Origin of the sequence: Asticcacaulis excentricus CB 48 (assembly GCF_000175215.2) — a bacterium.
Classification (GTDB): domain Bacteria; phylum Pseudomonadota; class Alphaproteobacteria; order Caulobacterales; family Caulobacteraceae; genus Asticcacaulis; species Asticcacaulis excentricus.
Genome location: NC_014816.1, coordinates 1589597 through 1611533 on the forward strand (window position 1 = coordinate 1589597; position 21937 = coordinate 1611533).

Here is a 21937-nt window from a genome sequence, read left to right on the forward strand (position 1 = left end):
CCACACTTTTGAGGCGAACGCTTCCCCCCAGGTCGGGAAATTTGGAGAGATGAGTTAAAAGCGTTATGGCAGGCGTGGCTCCTGCACATGGCTATTACCAGTTTCAGGAAAACGGTATAAAGGCGGTGCGGAGAATAGCCCGGTTAATCTCCACATAATTTGCGGAGCGTATTTCGTGCACATGCGCGGCTGCGTTGTGGTTATGATCTCCCGTGTATCCTCGTCAGCTCCCTCCTAGCTGTAGAGGTACCGCGTCGCCCCCCGACAACGATTAGCTCTTCTTAGATACCTTGCGAAGTTGATGTTAGTGGACCATTTACAGTCTTAGCGATACAAAACCTCAAACTGAATTGAATCTAGATGTAGGGTTTGTATCGTGCCTCCCCTCGTCCTACAGAACATGATCGTCTGCGCGCTATCATTAAAGCCAGTACGTTACTCTGGAACTGGCGAGCCGACGGGTCAACCTTCTGAGCGCTTTAACATGGGGCAGAGTATAAAAAGCCACGCGGTCAAACTCGCTAAAAGGCAAAGTTTTTGGGTCTTCTGGTTCCGGTGCCTGAAAAATCAGAGTGGTACCAATCACTCGGCTGCCACTGCGGTAGCGACGTAAATTTCACCGGCTTCCAAGGCCGTTCTTCGAAATCAACGTCTTGGCCAAGATGGGCACCAAACTGACCTGCAAGAAGAACGATGACGGCTGATACGGCGTCAATCACATGCTCCATCTTGGCCTGGTCGAAGGCTACCTCCCTATTGTGTTTTACAGCGTTATAGGCCTTGTACCAAGGCAGAGGCGCAGAGGCGCTTGCCCAAGCGGCAAAAGGCTGCCTGTTGGGGATCGTATGATACTGTACGAATTTCAGCTCGAACTCTGAAAGTCGCATGGCAGGGCCTACCTTGCAATAATCATTCATTGTGAACCTCGAGCCTGACGGTGTGTAATTGTTGGCAGTCATAATGCCCTTTAGGTGCATCTCGACCTCGGTACAGGCAATCAGCAGGAGATTGCGGAATGCGTGGCCGTAAGTTGAGAAGTTGGCCTCTGTCGGCTCTACGGTCAGAAACAAATCGTCTAAGGTGGACAAGATAAAGTGCAATTGGCGCAAAGCGTCGGCCCGATAAACCTTTTCATCGCTGAGAGGGGTAATTGAACTGGGAAAGTCCAAACGCGGATAGCTTGGCCTTGCAATACGCGGATAATACTGACCAGGTGTGATATTTAGCTTGTGAATCACGTGCGGGCTCATATCGTCAGCGACAAGCGTCACAACGTCCTCTCCAGGGCCTTCCGTCAGAGTTGAAGTCAATGTACTAGGCTGCATCATATTGCGCGCGTTCGGTTTATCCACCTCCCATATGGTCTGCCCGAACCCTAGGCTATTCACTGCGACATAATAATCCATGGCAGCTCCCTCTGGCTGCGCTTGTGGACTGGCTGTATCCATCCTGGTGCGCGCCAATAATTATACCACACGGAGAATTCGGTTGCCCGTTGCGTCCACACGACAGTGCCCGCCTTTGGGTATTGTGACGTGCTCCCTATTTCCTGTCAGCCCCCTACTCCGACAACAGGGGTTTAAGCTTCTGCCAAGCTTCGGGCTCTCGAAACTCGGCATACTGGCGGTCCAACTCCGTCATGGCTTCTTCAGGCTGACCGTTACGTTTCAAGAGGAAGGCCACGGTGAGAAAATGCTGGGTATAGTTATAAAAGGCAAGACCCTTCCCCTCGCTATAGTATGCTCTCAGCCACTTGATAGCGTCAGGAAGCGCGTCGATTTTGTGGCACATTTGCCAAAACTTGGTCGCTTCCTCGACCGCTTGGCCGACGACGTATTTGCGCCGCTGAAGGATTGGTGTTGGCCCTTCGATGTAAGACATCTGAAGTGCGCTTCCCTGAGGATGGAAGCACAAGTCCAACTTTGCGGACTTGTTCGAGCGATGCCATGCCACCTTCTTACCTGAGAGGTGTGGTACAAAGTCGAGTGACACGCCCCACATGGGCACAAATATGCCGCCTTTTAACTTTGAAAATTTGAACACTTGGCGGATAGGTGCATCGTCGCCTCGAACCCATATTAAGTCATTGACCGCTTCAAACCCCTTATTTGCCAAGAGGCGCTCCACTTCGCCGTGGAGCATCGCATGCAGGCGCGAATTGGTCACCTCTTCGAACACCTTCGGGCGAAAGAGATTGAGTAATTCGGAAAACACGCGTTTCAATCTTTCCCATTCATCATCTCTTGGCGGCTGTCAGATTGAGGTCCCATCCGTGAATCGTCAACGGCCGAATTGCAACTCGTGCTCATCACCTGAAACAGCTGCTTCCCTATGCAGATCTGTATTTATCGGGGATGCGAACTCACGAGCAGGCGGGGACATGGCCAAACCAAGTCGAGATCAAGTCTAGTGAGCAGTGTCGCTGCCACGTTTGGCTTAAACCCGAGCCAACTCGACATTTAACGAGGGATGTCAGGTTCAACGACAATGTTGCACTTCTGAGCCACACCCCTTTTCCTCGCCAACTCGCGGCACCGGCCCAAAGCCTTCCTGTTCTGCTCTCTCAATTTCTCGCCTTGGACAATTTCAGCCCAAGCCTCTGGTCTTTCCGCCTGCATCAGGACCGCACCTGCCTCCCACCGACCGGTCCCCACCAGTGCGGCCGCTACATTGGTTCTGACTTCCAGCGGCAGAAGTCCCAGTATGAACAGCACTAGGAGGACGCCGGCCACCAACCCGAGGCCACCGGCGATAAACAAATACCTCCACCATTCCTGCCGATCCTGCACATGGCTGGCGATCCGTTGGAGTGTGACGGCCGCACTATCAAACCGCTGCGCCTTTTGCTCAAGCGCTGTAACTGAAGATCGAAGGAGATCCGACCCTGCCCGCTCAAAGTCCTGAACGCCTCCTTTGAGCGCCGGCATTGCCTCAATGGTTTCCAGCCGATCAGCGATGTCTACGCAAACCTCTTTGATTTCCGCCAAATCCTGCGCATAGTCAGGTTTTGCCTGAATCACTTCGACCTGATCGAAAAGGGCCTCGACGCCCTGTCGGATAAGCTTGAGCTCCGCCGCTGTCGCCGCCCCGCGCTTGTCGACCGCATTGCGCAGCCCATCAAACGCTTTCGTGGCGGCCTCGGCCTCATCTCTGTCGGCGCCCTTGGGCCTTGTCTCGTCAACCATAGTCGCCCCCTCCCCCTCTACCGCTCAATCCCCCGGTCCCGCTCCAGACCGCGTTGAAACTTGCGCTCAAGCTCCCGGCTGAGACTCTCCTGGCTCTGGTCTCGGCTCTGTTCACGGCCAAGCCCAAACTCTTTGCGCCGATAACGCAGATGGGATTCCATCAGCGGGTCACGGGCGATCTCCCTCGCCGTCTCCTGCATCCTCTGTTCAAGAGCGTGTCGCGCGTCCGCATGCTGCCAGCCCCTGAGACGGTCATGCTGTTCAGTCAGCGTCTTCCAGCGCCCGACCATCCGGTCGGCCCTGACAGCCGGGTCAGCGAGGGCCTGACGCTCCTGCGACAGGCCCTTGATCAGGGCCTGCGTCCTTGCCTCACCTGTCAGTTCCTTTATGGCCCGCCGCATACCGGGTGCGTGTTCCAGCCCAGAAGCCATGACACTGGCCGCACCCGGTTGCGCCTTTTCGAGCGCTTCTTCCGCATGCCGCAAGGCCTGCTTCTGCCCTTCGAGGACAGGCAATCCTTTTTTCTCCATCGTCTGGATGTCGCCATAAGCCCGGGCATAACGATCCGCGGCCTTCTCCAGAGGTGAGCGGCTGCCTCCAAACGGCAAATCTCTTTCAGGCTTTTGTGTCCGCCAAACCTTATGCGGTATGCGTTCGCTGTCGATGCCGATGTCTTTGTTGATGTCGGTCACTGGCAGTTTCAAGCCAGCAAACATGTCGCGTTTTATCTGGGCTGCTGACGCTGCATCGACGCTTCGGTCACGCTCCTGCCTGACCTCTGATTGTGACCCGTCCACTGCCTCTGGCACTGATTCCGGGGCTGCCCCTTGCCGCGCGGGATAGATGATGTCGCTGTTCATACCGCGCCGCTGTGCGAAGCCTGTGGTGGCTACGGTGCTTATGACCGGCTGTCCGGTGTCGTGGCGTCGGCCGCTTGAATCCACATAGTCCAGAACCGTCTCCTTTGAGCCGGAACGGCTTAAGCTCCGGGTCAGGTCCCGATGACCATCGAACTGATCCTGACCAGCATAGAGGGTGGCATCGTCCCTGTGCCGGGTCATGGACACATAAGTCATGTGCCGGTCCATGGTGTCTGACGCCAGCACATAGGCACGGTCCACGGTGGCCCCCTGCGTCTTATGGATGGTGGTCGCATAGCCATGGTCGAAGGCCTTGTACTCGGACGCGTTGATTTGAACGTCGGTCTGGCTGCCATCAGGCCTAACGATCAGCTTGTTGTTTTCGATGCCCTCGACGGTTCCCAGCGTGCCGTTCTTTACGCCCATCTCCCGGTCATTTTGCAGGAAGACCAGACGGTCGCCTTCGGTGAAGTTCCGCTGGCCATCGTCCGTGTTGAAGGGGACGTCTTCGCCCTTCAGATGCCCCCTTGCCTTCAGCTCCTCACGGATGCCGTTGTTGAGCTCACGCACATCCACACGCCGATGCGCCATGGCGGCGCGTGACCCGTCGGGCCGGGCTTCGACGTCCTTTACATAGTCCCGGACAAGTGCGGTTGTTGCTTCGCTCTGATCGGCTTTGAGGTGCACGTGGCCGTGCTCTATGTAGGCTGCCAGTCCTTGAGCTGTACGCTGGGTCGCAAAGGCTTTCGATGCGTCTCGTTGCCAGTCGCTGCGCTGGCGACGGATGTCTTCGACGGAGGCATGGCCCACCCGTTCGGCAATGGCCCGGAAGGGCGCGCCGGCACCGATGGCCTGAAGCTGCTCGTGGTCACCCACCAGCACCAGCTTGGCACCCGTGCGCTCAGCTTCCGATACAAACCGGTCCATCTGGCGGGAGCCGATCATACCGGCTTCGTCGATGACCAGAACATCGCCTGGGCCAAGCTCAGACGTGCCCATCTTCCAGCGCGTATCCCATGAGGCCAGGGTACGTCCTTCGATGCCCGCACTCTCCTCCAGACCACCCACCGCCTTGCCGGCCAGGGCCGCTCCATGCACGGTGTAGCCTTGCGCTTCCCACGCCTCTTTGGCGGCCGACAAAAGCGTGCTTTTGCCGGCGCCGGCAAAGCCCACAACGACGGCAATCTGCGCATCGCCGGTGATGTGACGGACTGCGTCTTTCTGCTCATCGCTCATGCCGACATCTTTGAGGCTGCGTTCACGTTCGGCGGCGGATACATCCTCTGGCAAACTCGATGAAACGCTGCGCCGTATCGCCTCATCCTGACGGGCTATGGCACGCTCTATGTAACGGTCTGCGACGGTGTGATCTGAACGCTGCGCCATAGCCTCGACATGGCTTGCCGTGCGCGTTTCCACTTCGACGAGTTCGCGCGTGGAATAGCGTGTACCGTCAGGACCTACGGCCAGTCGCACCAGTTCATCTGACGCCATGACCGTTGTGAAGAGGGACTGATATTCTGAGGCGTCCTCATTGATGTAGCGATGAAGTGTTCGGGCGATATCTGTGCGGTCGAAGACGCTCTTCTCTCCGGTGATCAGGGTAAGGACCTGATTGGGGTTCTGACGGATCAGATCGGCATTGCGTACCCTCGCCTCCTCGGCCAGACGTTCGCGTTCTACAGATTGACCGCGTCTGTCCATCTGTGTGGCGTGCACCCCCACATGCTGGGTGGGTTCAATCTCGAGGCCGCGTTCCTGATGTGAGCGGTGATCAATGCGCACATCGTGTCCGGCCAGAGCCAGCGCCTGATTGGTGCGTTCTTCCCACTCCAGTCGCAAGGCCTTCAGCTGCGCATCGGTTGTCGGCTTGTCGTGCGCCTTCAGCCATTTGTTCTCGCGTTCGAGGTCGCTCTTCTCGCCGAGGCCGTTCGCTGTCACCTCGCGGGTCGTGATCAGGATATGCGCATGGTGATTGCGCTCATCCATAGCCTCATCGGGGGCATGGATGGCGAAGTCCACGGCCACACCATACGTGTCGGCCACAGACTGGGAGAACTCTCTCACCAGTTCTAAGCGCTGGTCGGCATTGAGTTCATGCGGCAGGGCGACTTCGAATTCACGGGCGACGCGGGCGTCGTTTCGCTTTTCGGCCATCTCCGCCGCATTCCACAGTTGCTCACGGTCGCGTGCCCATTCGGCATCCACACCCTCCGGCAGGACGATCTCTGTCTCCTCCACCCCGCTTTTGCGGGTGTAGTCATGCGTGAGGCCATCGCGTTCGTTGGTGAGTTTGGTGCCTGAGCGATAGGCGGCCGCGGCCACGGCGGAGCGACCCGACCCGCGGGAAATGGGCTTCATGCTCAGGTGGTAGATGGCCATGATCCGCTCTCAGGCAAAATCCAGACGACACGCCAGAACACTCGGAGACAAACGCAGACGCTACAGGACGATACGGAACGCGGCACAACGCCAGGCCGGACCCTGCACTGCGAGGACAGGCTTCGCCGACACCAGGGTACGCCACATACGGGGTGCGGGGGCGGTGCCCCAGCGACTTGCCTTTTCCTCGCATCGCGTTTGGCGATGCGGCGCCTGAGTTGCGAAGCAACTCGTAAGTGCGCCCTTCAAACCCCTTGCTTCGCCGGGTTTCTCAGGTGTGCTGCGCGGTTTGTGCGCGTCCGGACAGGCCGGATTATCGGAACGATACCACAATAGAGATTGCGCGCAATGGTGGTATTTGCTATCGTCTCACGTGCCGCGTTGGTAGCGGGCTGGTCTGTAGACGTTTCGTCTGATTTGACCACCGGTCAGCTGGCGACGCGTGTGTGTGGCGGTTGGTGTCTCGCAAAGGGGGTTCCATGTCGCGTAAATCCATTGAAGAACGGCTGGCGCAGCTTGAGGCGCAGCGGAAGTCACTGCAGGCACGGTTGTCGAAGGACGAGCGTGCCCGGGATACGCGCCGCAAGGTGCTGCTGGGGGCTCTGGTTCTGCATCGTCTTGAAGAGGGCCGCGAGAGTGGCGCGGACTATCTGCGCGACTTTATCCAGCGCGAGTTACCGGGCTTTCTGACGCGCGACATCGACAGGCGTCTGTTCGAGGATCTGATCGGTCCGGGCAAGACCGGTTAGAGAGTCTCACGGGGGCAAGGGGATGAGCAGTTCTGTTCTTCGGGTGTTACGCGCACTTCGCAAGGGTCTGGTGCGCGCGGTGCGTGACCCCTTGGGGGCTTTCCTGTGGCTTATCAGCACGCCGGTTCGGGTGTGGAAGCCCGTCCTGTACGCCCTTGTGGTGTCCGTTGTGATTTTGATTTTGCTGGCGCTTCTGTCTGAGTGGATTGAGGGCCAGTTTTATCTGATCGGCATCGGCGGAAAGCCCCTGAAGAGGGTACTTGATCTGATCGTGGTCGGCATCGTACTTGCGGTGCTGTGGCGTCTTCTGGTCAAGCCGCTTCTTGATCATCTGGGTGATGGGGATGGATCAGATACCCATGGCTCAGCGCGCTTTGCTGAGAAGCGGGAGATTGCTGCGGTTACGCGCGGGCATGAGGGGCTTCTGATCGGCCGGGATAGGAGTACAAGCAAGCTCATCCGTTATTCAGGCCCGGCGCATCTTCTGACCCTGGCACCGACACGATCGGGCAAGGGCGTGGGGACGGTTATTCCAAACCTCCTCGTGCAGTACCGTTCGGTCGTTTGTGTGGATCCCAAGGGCGAGAACGCCCGCATTACCGCGCGCGCCCGATCGGCATTTGGGCCGGTCTATATTCTGGATCCCTTCGGCGTGACGGGAAAGCCTTCGGCTTCGTTCAATCCGCTGGCGGCTCTGGATCCCGACAGTCCGGATATTGCTGAGGACGCGGCGTTGCTGGCCGATGCGCTCGTGTGCGATGCCCCAGGCACGGCCGGGGAAGCGCACTGGAATGAAGAAGCCAAGGCTCTGATCACGGGGATTATTCTCTATATCGCCACTGAAGAGTTTGGATACCGACGCAGTCTGGCGACCTTGCGGGAATATCTGACGCTGGACGTTCCGGAGTTTGCTGATTTACTGGACCGCATGCAGGAAACGGACGCCTGCCATGGTCTGATCAGGCGGGCGGCCAACCGGCACCGGTCCAAGGCCGATCGGGAGGCCGCCGGTGTCTTATCGTCAGCGCAGCGGCACACGCATTTCCTCGACAGTCCGCGCATGACCGAGGTGATGAGCGGGTCGGATTTTGCTTTTGGTGATCTGAAGCAATCCGTGGCCACCGTGTATCTGGTTCTGCCGCCCGATCGCCTTGACACCTATGCGCGCTGGCTCAGACTGCTGGTGACGCAAAGTCTCACAGAACTGGTGCGGGCAAAGCGCCCTCTCCCCTCGCCGGTTTTGTATCTGCTGGATGAGTTTGCAAGCCTCGGCTATCTGTCCTTCGTTGAGCGCGCCATGAGTCTGATGGCGGGCTATGGCGTACAGCTCTGGCCTATCCTTCAGGACATCCATCAGTTACGCGCCCTCTATGGGCAGCGAGCGGGCACGTTTCTATCCAATGCCGGTGTCCTTCAGGTCTTCGGCGTCAACGACTATGAGACCTCACGGCTGGTGTCGGATCTGCTGGGTCAGGAGACGGTCGTATTCCAGTCCACGGGCCGCAATATGGACTCCAACAAGAGCGGCCTTTCCTACAGTGAGCATCACACCGGGCGGCCGCTTCTGACGCCCGATGAGGTGCGTCAGATGCCTTCGGATACACAACTCCTGTTCCTCAATGGTCAACGCCCCATTGTGGCAACACGGCTCCGGTACTATGCTGATCCCGAACTGCGGGGCCTTTTTGATGCTGGCTGATAAGCTCGAACACCTACCGGATGTGAAACGGCGCGAACTGACCCGCGTCGTGCAGATCCTGTTTGACGAGTTCGAGGATGCGACAAAGACCGCGCTCTCCGATAAGCGTAAAGCGGGGCGGATTCTCAAGATCATCCTGTTCGGCTCCTATGCCCGCGGCGACTGGGTCGAGGACCGCTCTTCCGGCTATCGCTCGGACTATGATCTCCTGATCGTCGTCAACGGTCAGGCCTTCACCGATCTGCAGGACTACTGGGCCAAAGCCGACGAGCATCTGATCCGGGAACACACCGTCACGGAGCATATCCGCACCCCGGTCAACTTCATCGTGCACAGTCTCGATGAGGTGAACGACAACCTCGCCCGAGGTCGGCCCTTCTTCGTTGATATCGCCCGCGATGGCATCATGCTTTACGAGGCCCCGGGGCATCCGCTGGTCGCGCCAAAGCCGTTGACGGAGGAAGAGCGTTTGGCAGAGGCCAGGGGGCACTATGAGCAGTGGAGCGCCCAAAGTGCTTCTGCCATCAAGGGGGCTAAATTCTACCTCGGCGAAAAGGACGCTAAGTACGCCGCGTTCTTGCTGCATCAAGCTACAGAAGCCCTTTACCACTGCCTGCTGCTGACTTTGTCTCTGTACAGTCCAAAAAGCCACCGCATCACCATGCTAAGCTCACAAGCGGAAGCGCTGGATGACCGGTTGAAGAACATCTGGCCGAACGATACCAAGCTACATCGGCAAGCCTTTGACAGGCTCAGGCGCGCGTATGTCGAGGCCCGATACTCAGCGAGCTATAGCATCGGGGAGGACGAATTGGCGTGGCTCAGCGAACGGGTCGGATTGTTGCAAGAGGCCGTCGAAACATTATGCCGGGAACGGATTTCCTAATCGTCGCCCGTCGAACGGTCAGGCGTTCGAGTCACTTAAGCGGCACCATCACCTTGTTCTCTGAAATCCGCCCAAGGTTGAAAAATCCAGGAAAAACTGATACTTTAGACGCTAGTTGGCCGCTAGCGTCCGCCTTCATCCAACTACATCCGAGCGGTTTTGGGGGCCTGCGTGGGGACCTTTTGCGAATAGCGAAAATGAAAGGCCCCCAAAATGGCTCTGACGGATATCGCATTGCGTAATGCCAAACCTGAGGACAAGCCGTACAAGCTCACAGACGAGAAAGGGCTATATCTCCTTGTCACGCCTTCGGGCGGACGTTTGTGGAAACTCAAATTCAGAAACAAAGCCGGGGTTGAGAAAAAACTCTCCATCGGTGCCTACCCTAACGTAAGACTTAAACAAGCCCGCGAACGAAGAGATGAGGCCCGTCGCCAGCTATCAGACGGTATCGATCCGGCGGAGCAAAACGTATCGACAAGCACACGGCTAAAATCAGCGCGGCGAATACATTCGATGCCGTCTCCAAAGCCTACATCGCCAAAAACAAGCGGGAAGGGCTCGCAGAGGCGACGGTACAGAAGCGTGAGTGGTTCACTCGCCTTGTCGAGCGAAGCCTTGGCCACAGGCCGATCGCGGAGATACAGCCGTTTGAGGTCCTGAATGCGGTACGTCCTTTCGAAGCCTCGAAGAACGATGAGAAGGCCGATCGGACGCTACAGTTAATTGGTCAGGTTTTTAGATATGCCGTCGCAAACCAGCTCGCGCCTTCAGACCCTAGTTGAACCTTTACCGACGGGAATATTACAGATCTATGTAGTTAACGGCTAACGCAGAGAGTGTTCCCGATTTTCTAACGCAATGAAAGGGGGATTTGTGAACGCATCGCGGAACGACATTTAGCAGTTCATGTCGTCGAAACGGCTCGGAGACGATCTTGCGGGCTGATGTAGAATGGAGCGTTTTCTAGGATTTGCGCACAAGTGGGCTGCTCTTATCGTTCATAAAAGGGGCCGCTCCCGGATTGAATTATTGACGCAACAATTATGTTGTGTTTATTGTTGGCTATGTTCAGAAGTGGTGTGATTCTTAACGAACGCGAGCTACGCGAAGCCAGATCCAAAATTTCGGCTCTCGAGGACGCCTTATCCTCAAATCGAGCGTTAGAGCCAATGATCGTCGGATTACCGCCCGAAGTGGTCGTACCGGTGGTACGTGCAATGAAAGCCGAAAGGCAGGAGCTGACAGCGGCTGTCAATGCGTATGAGACTGCAAAAGATTCAGGCAATCATCATGAACTGCATTCGCGAGCTGGCACTGATCCAGGCTTAACGCTCATAGTGGCGCGCATAGCGAAAGGCCTATCTCAACGCGATTTAGCATGGCGTCTCGGATTGAAGGAACAGCAAGTCCAGCGCTACGAGAGCGACCGTTACACCACAATCAGTCTCAAAAACTACAGCAAGATCGCTGCGTTGTTAGGCGTCCAGCTTAAGGCTACGATCACTGAATTAAAAGACCTCCGTGGCCTTGGCAGAATGATTGAGGACGTCTCGAAGGCGGACATCAAGAAAATCCTTAAGCATGGCCGCGAGAACGGCTGGTTTTCTGAAGATGCTGATGAAGAAGATTTACGTCGGTTCATTGCGGAAAATCGAATTACGTTTGGTAGCCCATCGCTTCTGCGAACCGGCTTGAACGTGAAGGATCATAGCGAAGACATTCTTCTGCACGCCTGGCGGGCACGGGTCGCCTCCAGAGCGCAGGGCGTTATTGAAACCTCAAAGCCCCGTTTTAGTCCCCTGGACCTCTCTTGGCTCTCAAGTCTAGTTAAACTGAGTGCTTCGCCGGACGGTCCGCTTCGCGCGCGTGAATTTTTGCTCCAGCACGGGATTGTTCTAATCATTGAACCTCAGATTCCGGGACTGGCTATCGACGGTGCGGCTTTCTTAGAAGGTGATATTCCCGTCATTGGAATGACAATTCGCAAAGACACCATCGATAATTTTTGGTTCACGCTCTTGCACGAAACCGCCCATGCCGTACTTCACTATCGTACCGGCCTTGCATTAGGTTTCTACGATCAGTCCGAAGCCCCCTCTCTTGATGAGCAAGAGGCGGAAGCGGACGCCTTTGCAGCGAATATGCTTATTCCCGATGAGGTATGGCGAAAATCGACTGCTAGAATTTCTCGATCTCCTGACGTTCCGGAAAAGTTCGCCAACAGTCTGGGCATCCATCCGGCCATCGTTTTTGGGAGGATTAGAAAAGAAAGAAACGATTATACCATTTTCACACAAAAGATCGGTGCAAACACAGTTCGCAAACAATTCCTAAGCGAGGCTTAGAAAGGACGCCAAATGTTGCCTTACTATCCGTGTCTACGTTTTAAGCAGGGTGAATATATTGCTATGGCGAAGTTGCCTAACGATGTTGCACCACATGTTGAACCTCGCTTTGTGGTGCCACCTCCAAAGGATCGTGATCCGGAACTTGGGCGCATCCCGACTATTGATGAAATTGCCCATATCACCGGTGACCGCATTGCCAAGCACTGGCCTCTACGTAGAGCATTTCTAGACACCAGATTTGTCCATGACGCCCTTGGAAATGACGGACTTAGGACTCTGTATAGGCTTGCGCAGGGACGGAACCCCAAAATTGTTCCGGTCGTCTCAGCAGAAGGTCTCTCCAACCCCTTTTTTAAAGAGGTTTTGTGCACGACCGGTGCCATCAAGCTGGCTATTCTAATTGATTATGATCAAGTGGACCCAGAGGAAATTTCTCAGGGGCTGAACGCCATTGGCCTTTCTGCAAATGAATGCGTACTTTTTGTTGACTTTACAGGAGCCCCCTTAAAGCCGGAAATTGCATCAGGTTCAATTAGTGGCCTATTCGAAGTGCTAAATGAGATTGGGCACTGGCACCGCATTGTATACCAAGCATCGAATTTCCCCCAAACCAACCCGCCTGAGTATGGCAAAAACAAATTCGTACCTAGGGATGAATGGACTGCGTTTCATGAAGCTATGAAAGATTGTGACGTGCCGCCGGAACGTATAGGGTACGGCGATTTTGGTGCGGACACAGGCAAAATGGTTTTCCCTAAGGGACTGCGCGGCGGCAAAGCTACGCGCCACCTTCGCTATACCGGTAAGACACATACGCTGATAGTCTTCGCAGACAAGGACGGCAAAGACGCTGAACAAATGCGGAAAGTTTGCCAACGCCTGATGGAACATGAATCCATGACATACGCTGGTCAGGCTTTCTCGGAAGCCGACGATCGAATTTTTCGTGTTGCACAGGGCTTAGACGGCCCGGGCAATGCGTCTATGTGGCGAGAATGGAATACCCTGCATCACATCATGCAAGTGGTTCGCGACCTAGGGGCTATGGCGGGTATCACGTTTGGGACCCATCGAGTTAGCACGGTGGTACATGAGCGAGGACTGTTTGACCTCGAATTAGACTAGCGAAAAGCTGCAAGTTAGTTTGCTAGGTTTTGCGTGACATTGTTTTTGGCCCTTGGGCTTGCCAGATGTCGCAACATTGCGGCTCATGCCGGAATTCGGGCGCCCAAAATAGGCAACCGGGAAGATCGTGTCCATGGCTCAGTCCGAGTCAGGCAAACCGCTGGAGAAAATCCAGCAAACCTCTTGCAAAACCTTTGATGCGTTTCGGTGGGTGGCTGAGTCACTGGCGTAGGGGCAACTCCAACTGACCTGTTGGTTTAACCGGCCCCGGACCCCGTGGTTTGCGCCCTGGTTCGGACGAAACGGCAGCTTCAGAACCTTCCGTCAGTGGAACATCATCAGGCTCTCCGGAGAGGAAACGCAGCAGTTCGTCGCGCATTATCAGACGGCACTTACCGATCTTGACCGACTTGAGCGAACCGTCGGCGAGGCGCTCATATAGAACTGACCGCCGCAGACCGCTGGCCTTCACCGCCTCATCTATCCGGTAGGCCAGCTTCCGCGTGTCGATCGTCGATTGCGTGGCCATGCTTTGTCCCCTCGCATCCGTCTGGATGCAAATGAATAGGCAGGTGTGTCGCTGGCAGGCGTGCCAAGCCTCACTCTGCTCCTGTTGAGAGTTAGCCGTATGATGCCATTGCTGTAAGCCGGGGCCTACGCACCCCCTGCCCTCCGGAGATACCGTTTCGCCGTCATACTCGCCCAGACTGAGGCCTTTGACATCAGGGGAGAAGATCAACCACCTCCGAGTGGTGGTACATTTTTTTCAGGTCACCGTGTCGCACACGGAACTGACTGCGCCGCTTCAAGACAGGCTTGGCCTCAGAGGCCCGCTCCAGCTTCACCGCCGGATCGTAATAGACCGCACCGGATGCAAAGCCTTTCAGGAACAGGATAAAATCGGTCTGCTCACACAGGAGTATGCGAGAACCAAAGCTGTATTCAGGCGGAGGTGTGCGGAATAGGGTCGGCACGTAAGCAGCCTGGGCGTGTTTCCGATTCCAGTGCTCCATCATGCCGGTGAACGACCAGCTCGCCGCGACCTCGCCTGCACCATCGACCAGCCGGATGCCTCCACTGAGGTCCGTTATGATACCCTTGTCGGCGTCGAAACCGGCAATCGTCATGCGCAGGCCGGTATCAGGATGAAGCCCCTTCTGGCAGGTGTAGATGCCCCCGAAGTTCAACCTGTCAGGCTTTCCGTTTTTATCCGCATATCCATAGCGACGCAGGAACGGTGCAACGCCGTCATCTTTGTAGATGCCGCCGTTGGGTTCGGGCGTCATCAGAGTGACGGGGGTCTTTGCACGGTAGCTGATGAAGTCACCGACGCCGTACTGCTTCACCTCCCACCCCATGAAATCAGGCTCTGCAATCCCGTTCGGGATGATTCCCAGCTCCGCTTCAAGGGTGTATCCACCTGCGTTCGGGGCGGTGTATTGCATTTTCTGGCCGTCTCTGGCGAGACGCTGAGAGGCTATCCAATGCTGTTCGTAAACCCGCCGGAGTTCACTTAGCAAAATAGCTTTTGGACTGACTTTCTGGTCGGGGTCTAATGGTAGTTCTAAAAACACGCCAACGGACTGCCACTCGCGCGCGTTCACCTCGTCGGCTATCGGATTATCAGCGAACGTCGCATATCCGAGAACGTCGCCTGTTGCCGTCATCCCCATGAACAAAACGCGGCCCGGATCGCGGACAGTCATGATCGCTGAAGGTGCGGCTTTACAGCCTTTCAGGAAGCCCGACATCCGGACTTCGGGGTAGTCCGGATAAAGGATAAGCTGAGCGTCGGGCGTGGGTTGGCGACCGTCCTCGTCAAGCCAAAAGAATTTCACCTTTGCCTTCGGCCGGTCCTGTTTGCTTCCGGCCACTTCACGAGTGTCTATGACGATTTCACCATGAGGAATGATGTTCAGCGCCCCGAAACCACCACCCAGATAGACCTGATTTTTGGAATTGTCGTTGGGGGCCAGTTTCTTGGCATAGATGCGCTCCGCGCCGTGGTGGCGCATCAGACTGAGCAAACCCGACAATGACGCAACCAACTCAGTTTCCCCGGATAGTGAGTCTCTTTTCCGCCGAGCTTAGCCACTCAGCCAGAAGCTGTACAGGCTGATTGTCCGGTAGCCTTGTGCGTCCCTTCAACGCGCATTCCCAGACTATGGCGATACGCCAGCCAAGTGCTTCCAGTGCTTTGATGTTGCGCTCATCACTGGCGACGTTTTTGCCGATCTTCTCTTGCCAGAAATCGACGCGGGTGCCCGGCCATCTGAACAGATGACAGTCATGCTGATGCCAGAAACACCCATTGATAAACACAACAGCTCCGTACCTCGGAAACACCAGATCGGGCTTGCCAGGAAGGTCTCTCGCGTGAAGACGGTAACGAAAGCCAAGTGAATGGAGCGCACGACGAATACGCAATTCTGGCTTTGTATCCTTACCCCGGATTGCCGCCATATTGCGGCTACGGGTTGCGGTGTCGTGGACGTCGGCCAATCAGACAGCCACTTTCAGTTCGGGCTCATCAGTGATCAGCGCCTGAATGTGGGGCTGCATAATCCGTGCGACCTCCCGGAACACTGGAACCGCCACAGAGTTGCCGAATTGCTTATAGGCTTGCGTATCTGATACCGGGATGCGGAAGCTGTCATCATAGCCCATCAGGCGCGCGCACTCTCGCGGGGTAAGTCGTCGGGGATTGTTCCCCTTCCCCCGGCTCACAAGGATCTCTGAGCCATCCTTGTAGTAGCGCGCCGACAAGGTACGCGATACGTCGCCCGGCCCCACAAGCCCGAAACCAAAGCCATTGCCTGCCGCTTTGTGCTTGTCAGCATAGTTTTGCAGGTAAGCCCACAGCTTGTCAGTCAGCGTGTACTTCGACGCCACCTCAGCCCGGATACCGGTTGTATAGGGCGGCTCGGCCTCTTCGATCGCGTTCTCAGGGTGGAGAATGGATGAGAGCTTCACTGACCCCTTGGGAGGCAGATTGAGGTCATCCCATGAGAACGGCACGTCTTCCCGGAAACCGACAATGACAATACGCTCGCGGTGCTGGGGCACAAAGTGCTGAGCGTCGATGACCTTCGGCCACACCTTGTATCTAAGTTCGCCCTCTAGGGTCTTCATGATGACCTCAAATGTCCGGCCCTTGTCGTGACTTTTGAGGTTCTTGACGTTTTCCAGCATGAAAGCCGCAGGCCGTTTGTCGGCGATGATGCGGGCAACGTCAAAAAACAGCGTCCCCTGAGCCTCGTCAAGAAAGCCATGGCTGCGCCCAAGTGAGTTCTTCTTGGAAACACCCGCAATCGAAAACGGCTGACACGGGAACCCGGCAAGCAGCACGTCGTGGTCGGGAATGTCAGCAGTTTCGATCTGCGTGATGTCGCCGTGGATCGGATGGTTATCGCGGAAATTGGCGGCGTAGGTTTGCTGCGCGTATTTATTCCATTCGGACGTAAAAACGCAGTGGCCACCGATTTCGTCAAAGCCGCGACGCAGTCCGCCGATGCCGGCGAACAGATCAATAAAGGTGAAGCGCGGCGGCGATGCGGTCACATCGGTTGCGCCTCCGACCAGAGTTTCCAGAAACCGGATAGCCGCCCGCCGGGGAGCCAGTTCACCCGTTTCCCAGCGGCGAACCTGACGGGGACTGTAACCGAGCTTATCAGCCAGTTCCTCCAACGAAATGCCAGCTTTCAGACGTAATGAGTGAAAATCCTGATTTCGCATTAGAGACGCCCCTGGGAATAATCCGGACACGCTGTCCTGATTTGCCCCCTAACTCAAGTGATGCGTCAGCGCAAATGTTTTTATTTTGTTCCCAGAGCAGGAGAGACGAGCCCGACGGCTCAGGCGTCCTCAGTCATCAGGCTCAGCGGATAGGGAATTTCGTCACGTGCACGGCCCGCGCCGCCGTTGGCATCAACCGCTTCGAAAATGCGCCGCTCAAGCTCATCACGTTGTGAGCTTGAGTCACGTTCCCAAATGGCGAGGACTTCGGCGTCGCTTAGCCCTTGATCAGCCTGAAACGCCGCAATAGCCTCAGCCGCCTTCTCTTCGTCAGTGTAGTCATAAAGGCGGTTCGCTATATCCACGATAATGGTCATGGCTGTTTCTCCTCTATACCCATGAGACAGTATCAGAAACCCCATGTGTTGACCAGGCCCTGCGTGAGAAGCCTCGCATCGGATGTGTCAATTACAGCGCAGGCACACTCAATTAAAGGGCGAGATGCGCTCGTGATTTGACACTTCCAGAAATCGCTAACTATCTTTTTGGTGGAATTTGGGCTTGGGGTAGCCGGGGGATTGCCATGTTTGATAGCCAGCCAGTGGCGGCATTAGAGACGACCGCAGCATCGGACGAGGCAGCGAATGTAAAAAGCTGGACCCCGTGGCAGGCAGTGGGCGCACTCGTTGCTATTGCAGTGATGGCCGTCATGCTGTGGTTCGTCGGCTTCCATGGAATGATAAGAGTTGTAAGCGCTGACGCCCCTCACCACGTAGAAGAAACGACCTCGGCCGGTCAGACGACGAAGACCTTCAAGACAGGGAAACCTGTTTCCGTTCAGCACCTCCACGACTACTCGAACAACCCTACTCAGGACCTGAACGCCTATCCCTTTAAGAGCCATACCGCTGCGAAGGATTATTACGACTGGTATCTTAAATGGTACCACGTGGTCATCATTTCGTTTCTGATGGCGATGGTTGCCTATATGGGCGGCGAGGCGCTCAACAGAGCCTTTATCCCCCCATCCAGCCGCTCTGAAGAAAGAGGGGATGAGGGCTATGGAAAGGTACGAAATTTCGTTGCATTGGTGACCATATCAATGGGTGCTGTTGCTGCACTGGGGATTTTCGTTGTCACGGAGCACTACAAGCTCATCGACAAGCCGCACGCCGGCAGCCAGTTTAATCTTCTCCCCACGCGGCCGATTGATGACGACAGGTGGACTGCAGGCAGTAACGCACTACGCGACATCTACGGCGCCTTACCGTTCGATCACCACCATCACGGCTACTTCGCGTTTCTAGTCGTGCTGGTCTCTGTGGCGAGCTTCATCCCAGTGCTCCTGACAAAGAAAGCGATCGACAATATTCGCGTTGTGAAGGCACTGGGACAGGCAGATTCGTCGGATGAACTAAAAGAGCTTGAAAAAGAACTACATAGTATCGAATCCAAAAAGGCCACCTTACCCAACGATCACGCGCGCGTTCAATCCGAGATAGACAGCTTAGAAAAAGCTATTCAGCCCCTCATGGAGGAACTGGAGGCGTGGGAGGCCTACCACCTCCAACAGGCGGACACCGCGAACGCCGATCGCGCGCGGAAAGACAAACGCCATCACCTGGAGCTCTATCTCAGGGTGCTCGATGAATACCTGGCGGATTTGCGACGCAAACATGCCCACGTTGCTGACAAGCGAGCTGATGAAGTGCTAAGTCAAGCCTTTGGTTCCGCAGTTACGGACGCGCTTGAGCCGGCACTCAATGGTCTCGCTCAAGGCATCAGAGACCTTGAACTGGCCCGAGGCACGACCCAATCGACCCTTGATGCCTTGATACAGGAGAGTAAAGACGCGGGACAGGCGGCAACACCCCCTAAACGCAGCGATGACATTGTTCGTGCCGAATTACAAAGGTTGAACGCAAAAATCGCAGACGCCCGCACACGCCAGGGGCGTATCGACGGTTTACTGGACGCTCTACTCGACGGCGGCACTAAGATCCGGGAAAAAATTTCGAAAATCATCAGCCGCGCTCTGCCCCCAGGCAAGATTCGTTTGAAAACCTGGGTTGGCGAAAAAGAGGTGTCTATCGAGGAGGCCAAGACAAAAAAGAAGGCAACAGAGAGGAGCTATTTATTTCTGCTACTCCCTACCTCACTGCTGTTTGTACTCGGTAACATTGTGTCTGCGCCGGATCTGCCAGAAGTCCAAGACATTGATCGGTTTATTTCCGCGACTGGACATCTTAAATTCGCGACGGCACCCTTCCTGTTCGTGAACCTTTTGATTGCCGTTCTTTTTGCAACAATAGGGTTTGGGCTCACTGAGGTCAGCGCCAAATTCGTTGATGCCAGCTTCAAGAACATGATTGGCCGGACGGGAGCCCTGGTCGCTCCAGTTGGAGTTGCAACGATACTGTGCCTCGCGACAGGGCTTCTTCCGACACGCTGGCACGTGAAGATCCCAGCTCTCCCCGATAATCTGGGATATGCGACCCTCGAGTGTCACACTGCGACCTCATCGACCGATGCGATTGCAATGAGTGGTGGCAGCTTCTGGTTCGATCGCGACCGTTACATTTTGCTGGACTCCTCTACGCAATGTAAAATCCCGGACGAGGATAAGAGTCAGACAAACTACTATGTAGTGCTGGGCACGGCCTCGGTCGAAGGTTCGTCAACTCACAATACGCAGCTTGGAAACGACCGCGCGGACGCAATGATGGATGTCGTTTCGCGGTCACCGGCTACGGCTATGAACGGGTCCAGAGAAGCTCCAGCCATGGCCGCTTTCGGTATCAACCTGGGTAAGTACAAAGCTTCTAACGACGCTCCTGAAGATCGGCCGGTAAGGGAAGCCTGGGAGGCCGCCAATTCAGCTAAAGATCCCGCTGAACAGGTACGTTTGATCAATGACGCGATGATTAAATCTGCCTATCAGCGCAGGGTCGTCGTTCTCAAGGGATATAGTTCCGAGGTTGGGAAGGGAAAAGACAATCCCGGGGTAGAGAAAGCTATCCGCGATAAGGTCTGTCGAGGTGAAAAAGTTGATCCGAAGGCCTTCGAAGCCCTTTTCCACGTTGACCCCACAAAGTACGAAAAAGGTGAAGGAATTTGCAGCAAACAGCCGATGATTTATGAAAAATCCCCGCCCTTGTGCACGACCTCTCTGTGCAAGTTATGACCACTCAGCGCCTAGGTGACTGCATAGCCTGACCAAGTTCTGTCGAAGGAATACCTCTTCAACAAGGGGGGCGTTCTATCCGACCCGTAGCGGGACCGGCTTGGTATCGTCCTCCAGATGGCGTCGCTGACCCCTCTGCGCCCAATGCAGACATTCCATCATCGATCGCGCGACGCGCTCGAAACCAGACATTGATTGCGCGACGAGCACCACCAAGCGAGCAGGTTTGCTTGGCCCGAGTTTCGCTTGACGCATATACTGTAGGTGGATAGCCATAAGTAATCGCTTCGCGGCCGATTCTTTTTGTAGAAGGTCGCCTTCTGGGGAGGGAATGAGATGGCGAGACGGTTACGCCTAACTCATTTTCGCGATCTTTCGATCGACAATCCGTTCTTTGACAGCTTAAAGGCTGGCTACAATGGATTTGACAGATGGTTCGAGAGTAAACGCGACGAAGAGCTTTATGTTGTTGATGATGAAGCCGAACTCAGCGGGATGATCTATCTGAAGACAGAGGAAGGCCCGGTGACTGATGTCACACCTCCGCTCTCTGCCGGCGTTTGGCTAAAAGTAGGCACCCTTAAAATCGTGGGAAGGGGTACACGCCTCGGCGAACGTGTCATTAAGAAGATATTCGATACGGCGCTAGCTCGAGGCGCTGCAGGTGTTTACGTCACTGTCTTTGAAGTACACGAAGACCTTATTGCTCTCTTCGAACGCTATGGATTTGTCAGGCACGGCATCAAACGAACGGGTGACGGAGAAGAGCTGGTCCTAGCTCGTTCGCTGGTGGATTTTACGGGCGACCGGCTACTGGATTACCCCTTCGTACATACTGCCGGGAGACGATCTTGGCTGCTGGCAATATATCCGGAATACCACACTGAATTGCTTCCTGACTCCATTTTGAACAACGAGCCAGAGGCGCTGGTACGCGACGTATCACATACAAACACCATCCATAAGGTCTATATATCCGGTCTTGCCCTTCAGCGAATGTCGCCAGGTGATGTGGTCGTCTTCTATCGAACGACCGATGGAAAAGGACCAGCTTATTTTCGCTCTGTCGTAACGTCCATTTGTGTCGTAGAGGAAGTTCGAAGAAAGAACGATTTTCCGAATGTCGACGCGTTTTTGGCCTACACGACGCCCCGCAGTGTGTTCTCAGAAGAAAGACTCAGGAATTTGTACGAAAGGCCGCGACTCAGCGTAGCTAAAATGACCTATAATGTTGCTCTCGGTCGACGGACAACGAGGGGGCAGTTGATTGACGCCGGGGTCGTTTCCGTACAACCACGATGGGATATGCGCGAGCTAAGCCTGCACCAATTGAACCAAATTGTCGCCATGGGTGAAGTAAATGCGCGTGTTATTGTCGATTAAACCAGAACACGTAGCGAATATTATCGCCGGTCGTAAAATTTTTGAGTTCCGGCGACGGCTCTTTGCTCGCCGTGACATTAAGACGGTTCTGATTTACGCGACTATGCCTGTCGGGCGGTTCGTTGGAGAATTTGACATCGAAACCATACTTGAAGAGGATCCAGAGGCGCTGTGGAGCAAGACCAAATTTGGCTCCGGAATTTCCAAGGATTTTTATGATTCCTATTTCGCGGGCCGAACCACTGCCTATGCGTTGAAAATATGCAACCTTCGCATTTTTCACGAGCCTGTTCGCCCACTCGATGTGATTGACGACTTCACACCGCCTCAATCATACATGTATGTGGCCGGGCAAGGCGTCGATATCAGACGCGGCGCGCAGTTATCACTCCTCTGAC

18 protein-coding genes and 1 pseudogene are annotated in these 21937 nt (G+C 55.5%); 10 read left to right on the plus strand and 9 right to left on the minus strand.

All coding sequences use genetic code 11. The features are described from left to right. Nucleotides 1-521: 521 nt before the first annotated feature. The 4 genes from ASTEX_RS19290 to traA form a co-directional block, all read right to left on the minus strand. Nucleotides 522-1406: a hypothetical protein gene (locus ASTEX_RS19290; RefSeq protein ID WP_013478967.1), complete on the minus strand. Its 885-nt coding sequence runs from the start codon at nt 1404-1406 to the stop codon at nt 522-524. Between the two features lie 154 nt (nt 1407-1560). Then, complete coding sequence (locus ASTEX_RS07310; RefSeq protein WP_013478968.1) at nt 1561-2223, minus strand: hypothetical protein; 663 nt, start codon at nt 2221-2223, stop codon at nt 1561-1563. A gap of 236 nt (nt 2224-2459) precedes the next feature. Then, nucleotides 2460-3185: a DUF6118 family protein gene (locus ASTEX_RS07315; RefSeq protein ID WP_013478969.1), complete on the minus strand. Its 726-nt coding sequence runs from the start codon at nt 3183-3185 to the stop codon at nt 2460-2462. A gap of 17 nt (nt 3186-3202) precedes the next feature. Beyond that, a complete protein-coding gene (gene traA / locus ASTEX_RS07320) occupies nt 3203-6427 on the minus strand; it encodes a Ti-type conjugative transfer relaxase TraA (RefSeq protein WP_013478970.1) in 3225 nt (1074 codons plus the stop codon). Between the two features lie 479 nt (nt 6428-6906). Here traA and ASTEX_RS07325 point away from each other — a divergent pair, with 479 nt between their 5' ends. The 7 genes and pseudogenes from ASTEX_RS07325 (at nt 6907) to ASTEX_RS07345 (ending at nt 13237) form a co-directional block, all read left to right on the plus strand. After that, nucleotides 6907-7176 carry a hypothetical protein gene (locus tag ASTEX_RS07325; RefSeq protein ID WP_013478971.1) on the plus strand — a complete coding sequence of 90 codons (270 nt, stop codon included), beginning with the start codon at nt 6907-6909 and terminating at the stop codon, nt 7174-7176. A gap of 22 nt (nt 7177-7198) precedes the next feature. Next, the gene (locus tag ASTEX_RS07330) at nt 7199-8875 is read left to right on the plus strand and encodes a type IV secretory system conjugative DNA transfer family protein (protein ID WP_013478972.1); all 1677 of its coding nucleotides are present in this window, start codon (nt 7199-7201) and stop codon (nt 8873-8875) included. After that, nucleotides 8865-9761, plus strand: a complete 897-nt coding sequence (locus ASTEX_RS07335) for a HEPN domain-containing protein (protein WP_041658589.1) — start codon at nt 8865-8867, stop codon at nt 9759-9761. Before ASTEX_RS07330 ends, ASTEX_RS07335 begins: the two co-directional genes overlap by 11 nt. Nucleotides 9762-9974: 213 nt before the next feature. Further along, nucleotides 9975-10217, plus strand: a pseudogene (locus ASTEX_RS21075) (Arm DNA-binding domain-containing protein); the annotation flags it as partial. A gap of 38 nt (nt 10218-10255) precedes the next feature. Further along, the gene (locus ASTEX_RS21080; protein WP_425358999.1) at nt 10256-10546 is read left to right on the plus strand and encodes a phage integrase central domain-containing protein; all 291 of its coding nucleotides are present in this window, start codon (nt 10256-10258) and stop codon (nt 10544-10546) included. A gap of 387 nt (nt 10547-10933) precedes the next feature. Next, on the plus strand, nt 10934-12109 hold the full coding sequence (locus tag ASTEX_RS07340; protein WP_013478975.1) for an XRE family transcriptional regulator: 1176 nt from the start codon (nt 10934-10936) through the stop codon (nt 12107-12109). A 12-nt stretch (nt 12110-12121) separates the two neighbouring features. Continuing rightward, on the plus strand, nt 12122-13237 hold the full coding sequence (locus tag ASTEX_RS07345; protein WP_013478976.1) for a beta family protein: 1116 nt from the start codon (nt 12122-12124) through the stop codon (nt 13235-13237). 220 nt (nt 13238-13457) lie between these two features. On the opposite strand, the gene ASTEX_RS20820 is transcribed toward ASTEX_RS07345, so the two are convergent. The 5 genes from ASTEX_RS20820 to ASTEX_RS07370 all read right to left on the minus strand — a co-directional run bounded on the left by ASTEX_RS20820 (nt 13458) and on the right by ASTEX_RS07370 (nt 17349). Further along, entirely contained in the window at nt 13458-13766 is a 309-nt protein-coding gene (locus ASTEX_RS20820) for a MerR family transcriptional regulator (RefSeq protein ID WP_013478977.1), read from the minus strand. Between the two features lie 193 nt (nt 13767-13959). Beyond that, on the minus strand, nt 13960-15285 hold the full coding sequence (locus ASTEX_RS07355) for an MvaI/BcnI family restriction endonuclease (protein WP_013478978.1): 1326 nt from the start codon (nt 15283-15285) through the stop codon (nt 13960-13962). Between the two features lies 1 nt (nt 15286). Then, on the minus strand, nt 15287-15739 hold the full coding sequence (locus tag ASTEX_RS07360; protein ID WP_013478979.1) for a very short patch repair endonuclease: 453 nt from the start codon (nt 15737-15739) through the stop codon (nt 15287-15289). Continuing rightward, on the minus strand, nt 15740-16972 hold the full coding sequence (gene dcm, locus ASTEX_RS07365) for a DNA (cytosine-5-)-methyltransferase (RefSeq protein ID WP_013478980.1): 1233 nt from the start codon (nt 16970-16972) through the stop codon (nt 15740-15742). Nucleotides 16973-17091: 119 nt separating this feature from the next. Further along, nucleotides 17092-17349, minus strand: coding sequence for a hypothetical protein (locus ASTEX_RS07370; RefSeq protein WP_013478981.1), 258 nt, complete (start codon nt 17347-17349; stop codon nt 17092-17094). A 206-nt stretch (nt 17350-17555) separates the two neighbouring features. Here ASTEX_RS07370 and ASTEX_RS07375 point away from each other — a divergent pair, with 206 nt between their 5' ends. The 3 genes from ASTEX_RS07375 to ASTEX_RS07390 all read left to right on the plus strand — a co-directional run bounded on the left by ASTEX_RS07375 (nt 17556) and on the right by ASTEX_RS07390 (nt 21936). Beyond that, entirely contained in the window at nt 17556-20156 is a 2601-nt protein-coding gene (locus tag ASTEX_RS07375; protein WP_013478982.1) for a hypothetical protein, read from the plus strand. Nucleotides 20157-20492: 336 nt separating this feature from the next. Next, nucleotides 20493-21539: a GNAT family N-acetyltransferase gene (locus ASTEX_RS07385; protein WP_013478983.1), complete on the plus strand. Its 1047-nt coding sequence runs from the start codon at nt 20493-20495 to the stop codon at nt 21537-21539. Further along, nucleotides 21517-21936, plus strand: coding sequence for an ASCH domain-containing protein (locus ASTEX_RS07390; protein ID WP_013478984.1), 420 nt, complete (start codon nt 21517-21519; stop codon nt 21934-21936). The genes ASTEX_RS07385 and ASTEX_RS07390 overlap by 23 nt, the downstream gene beginning before the upstream one ends. The last annotated feature ends 1 nt before the right edge of the window (nt 21937 follow it).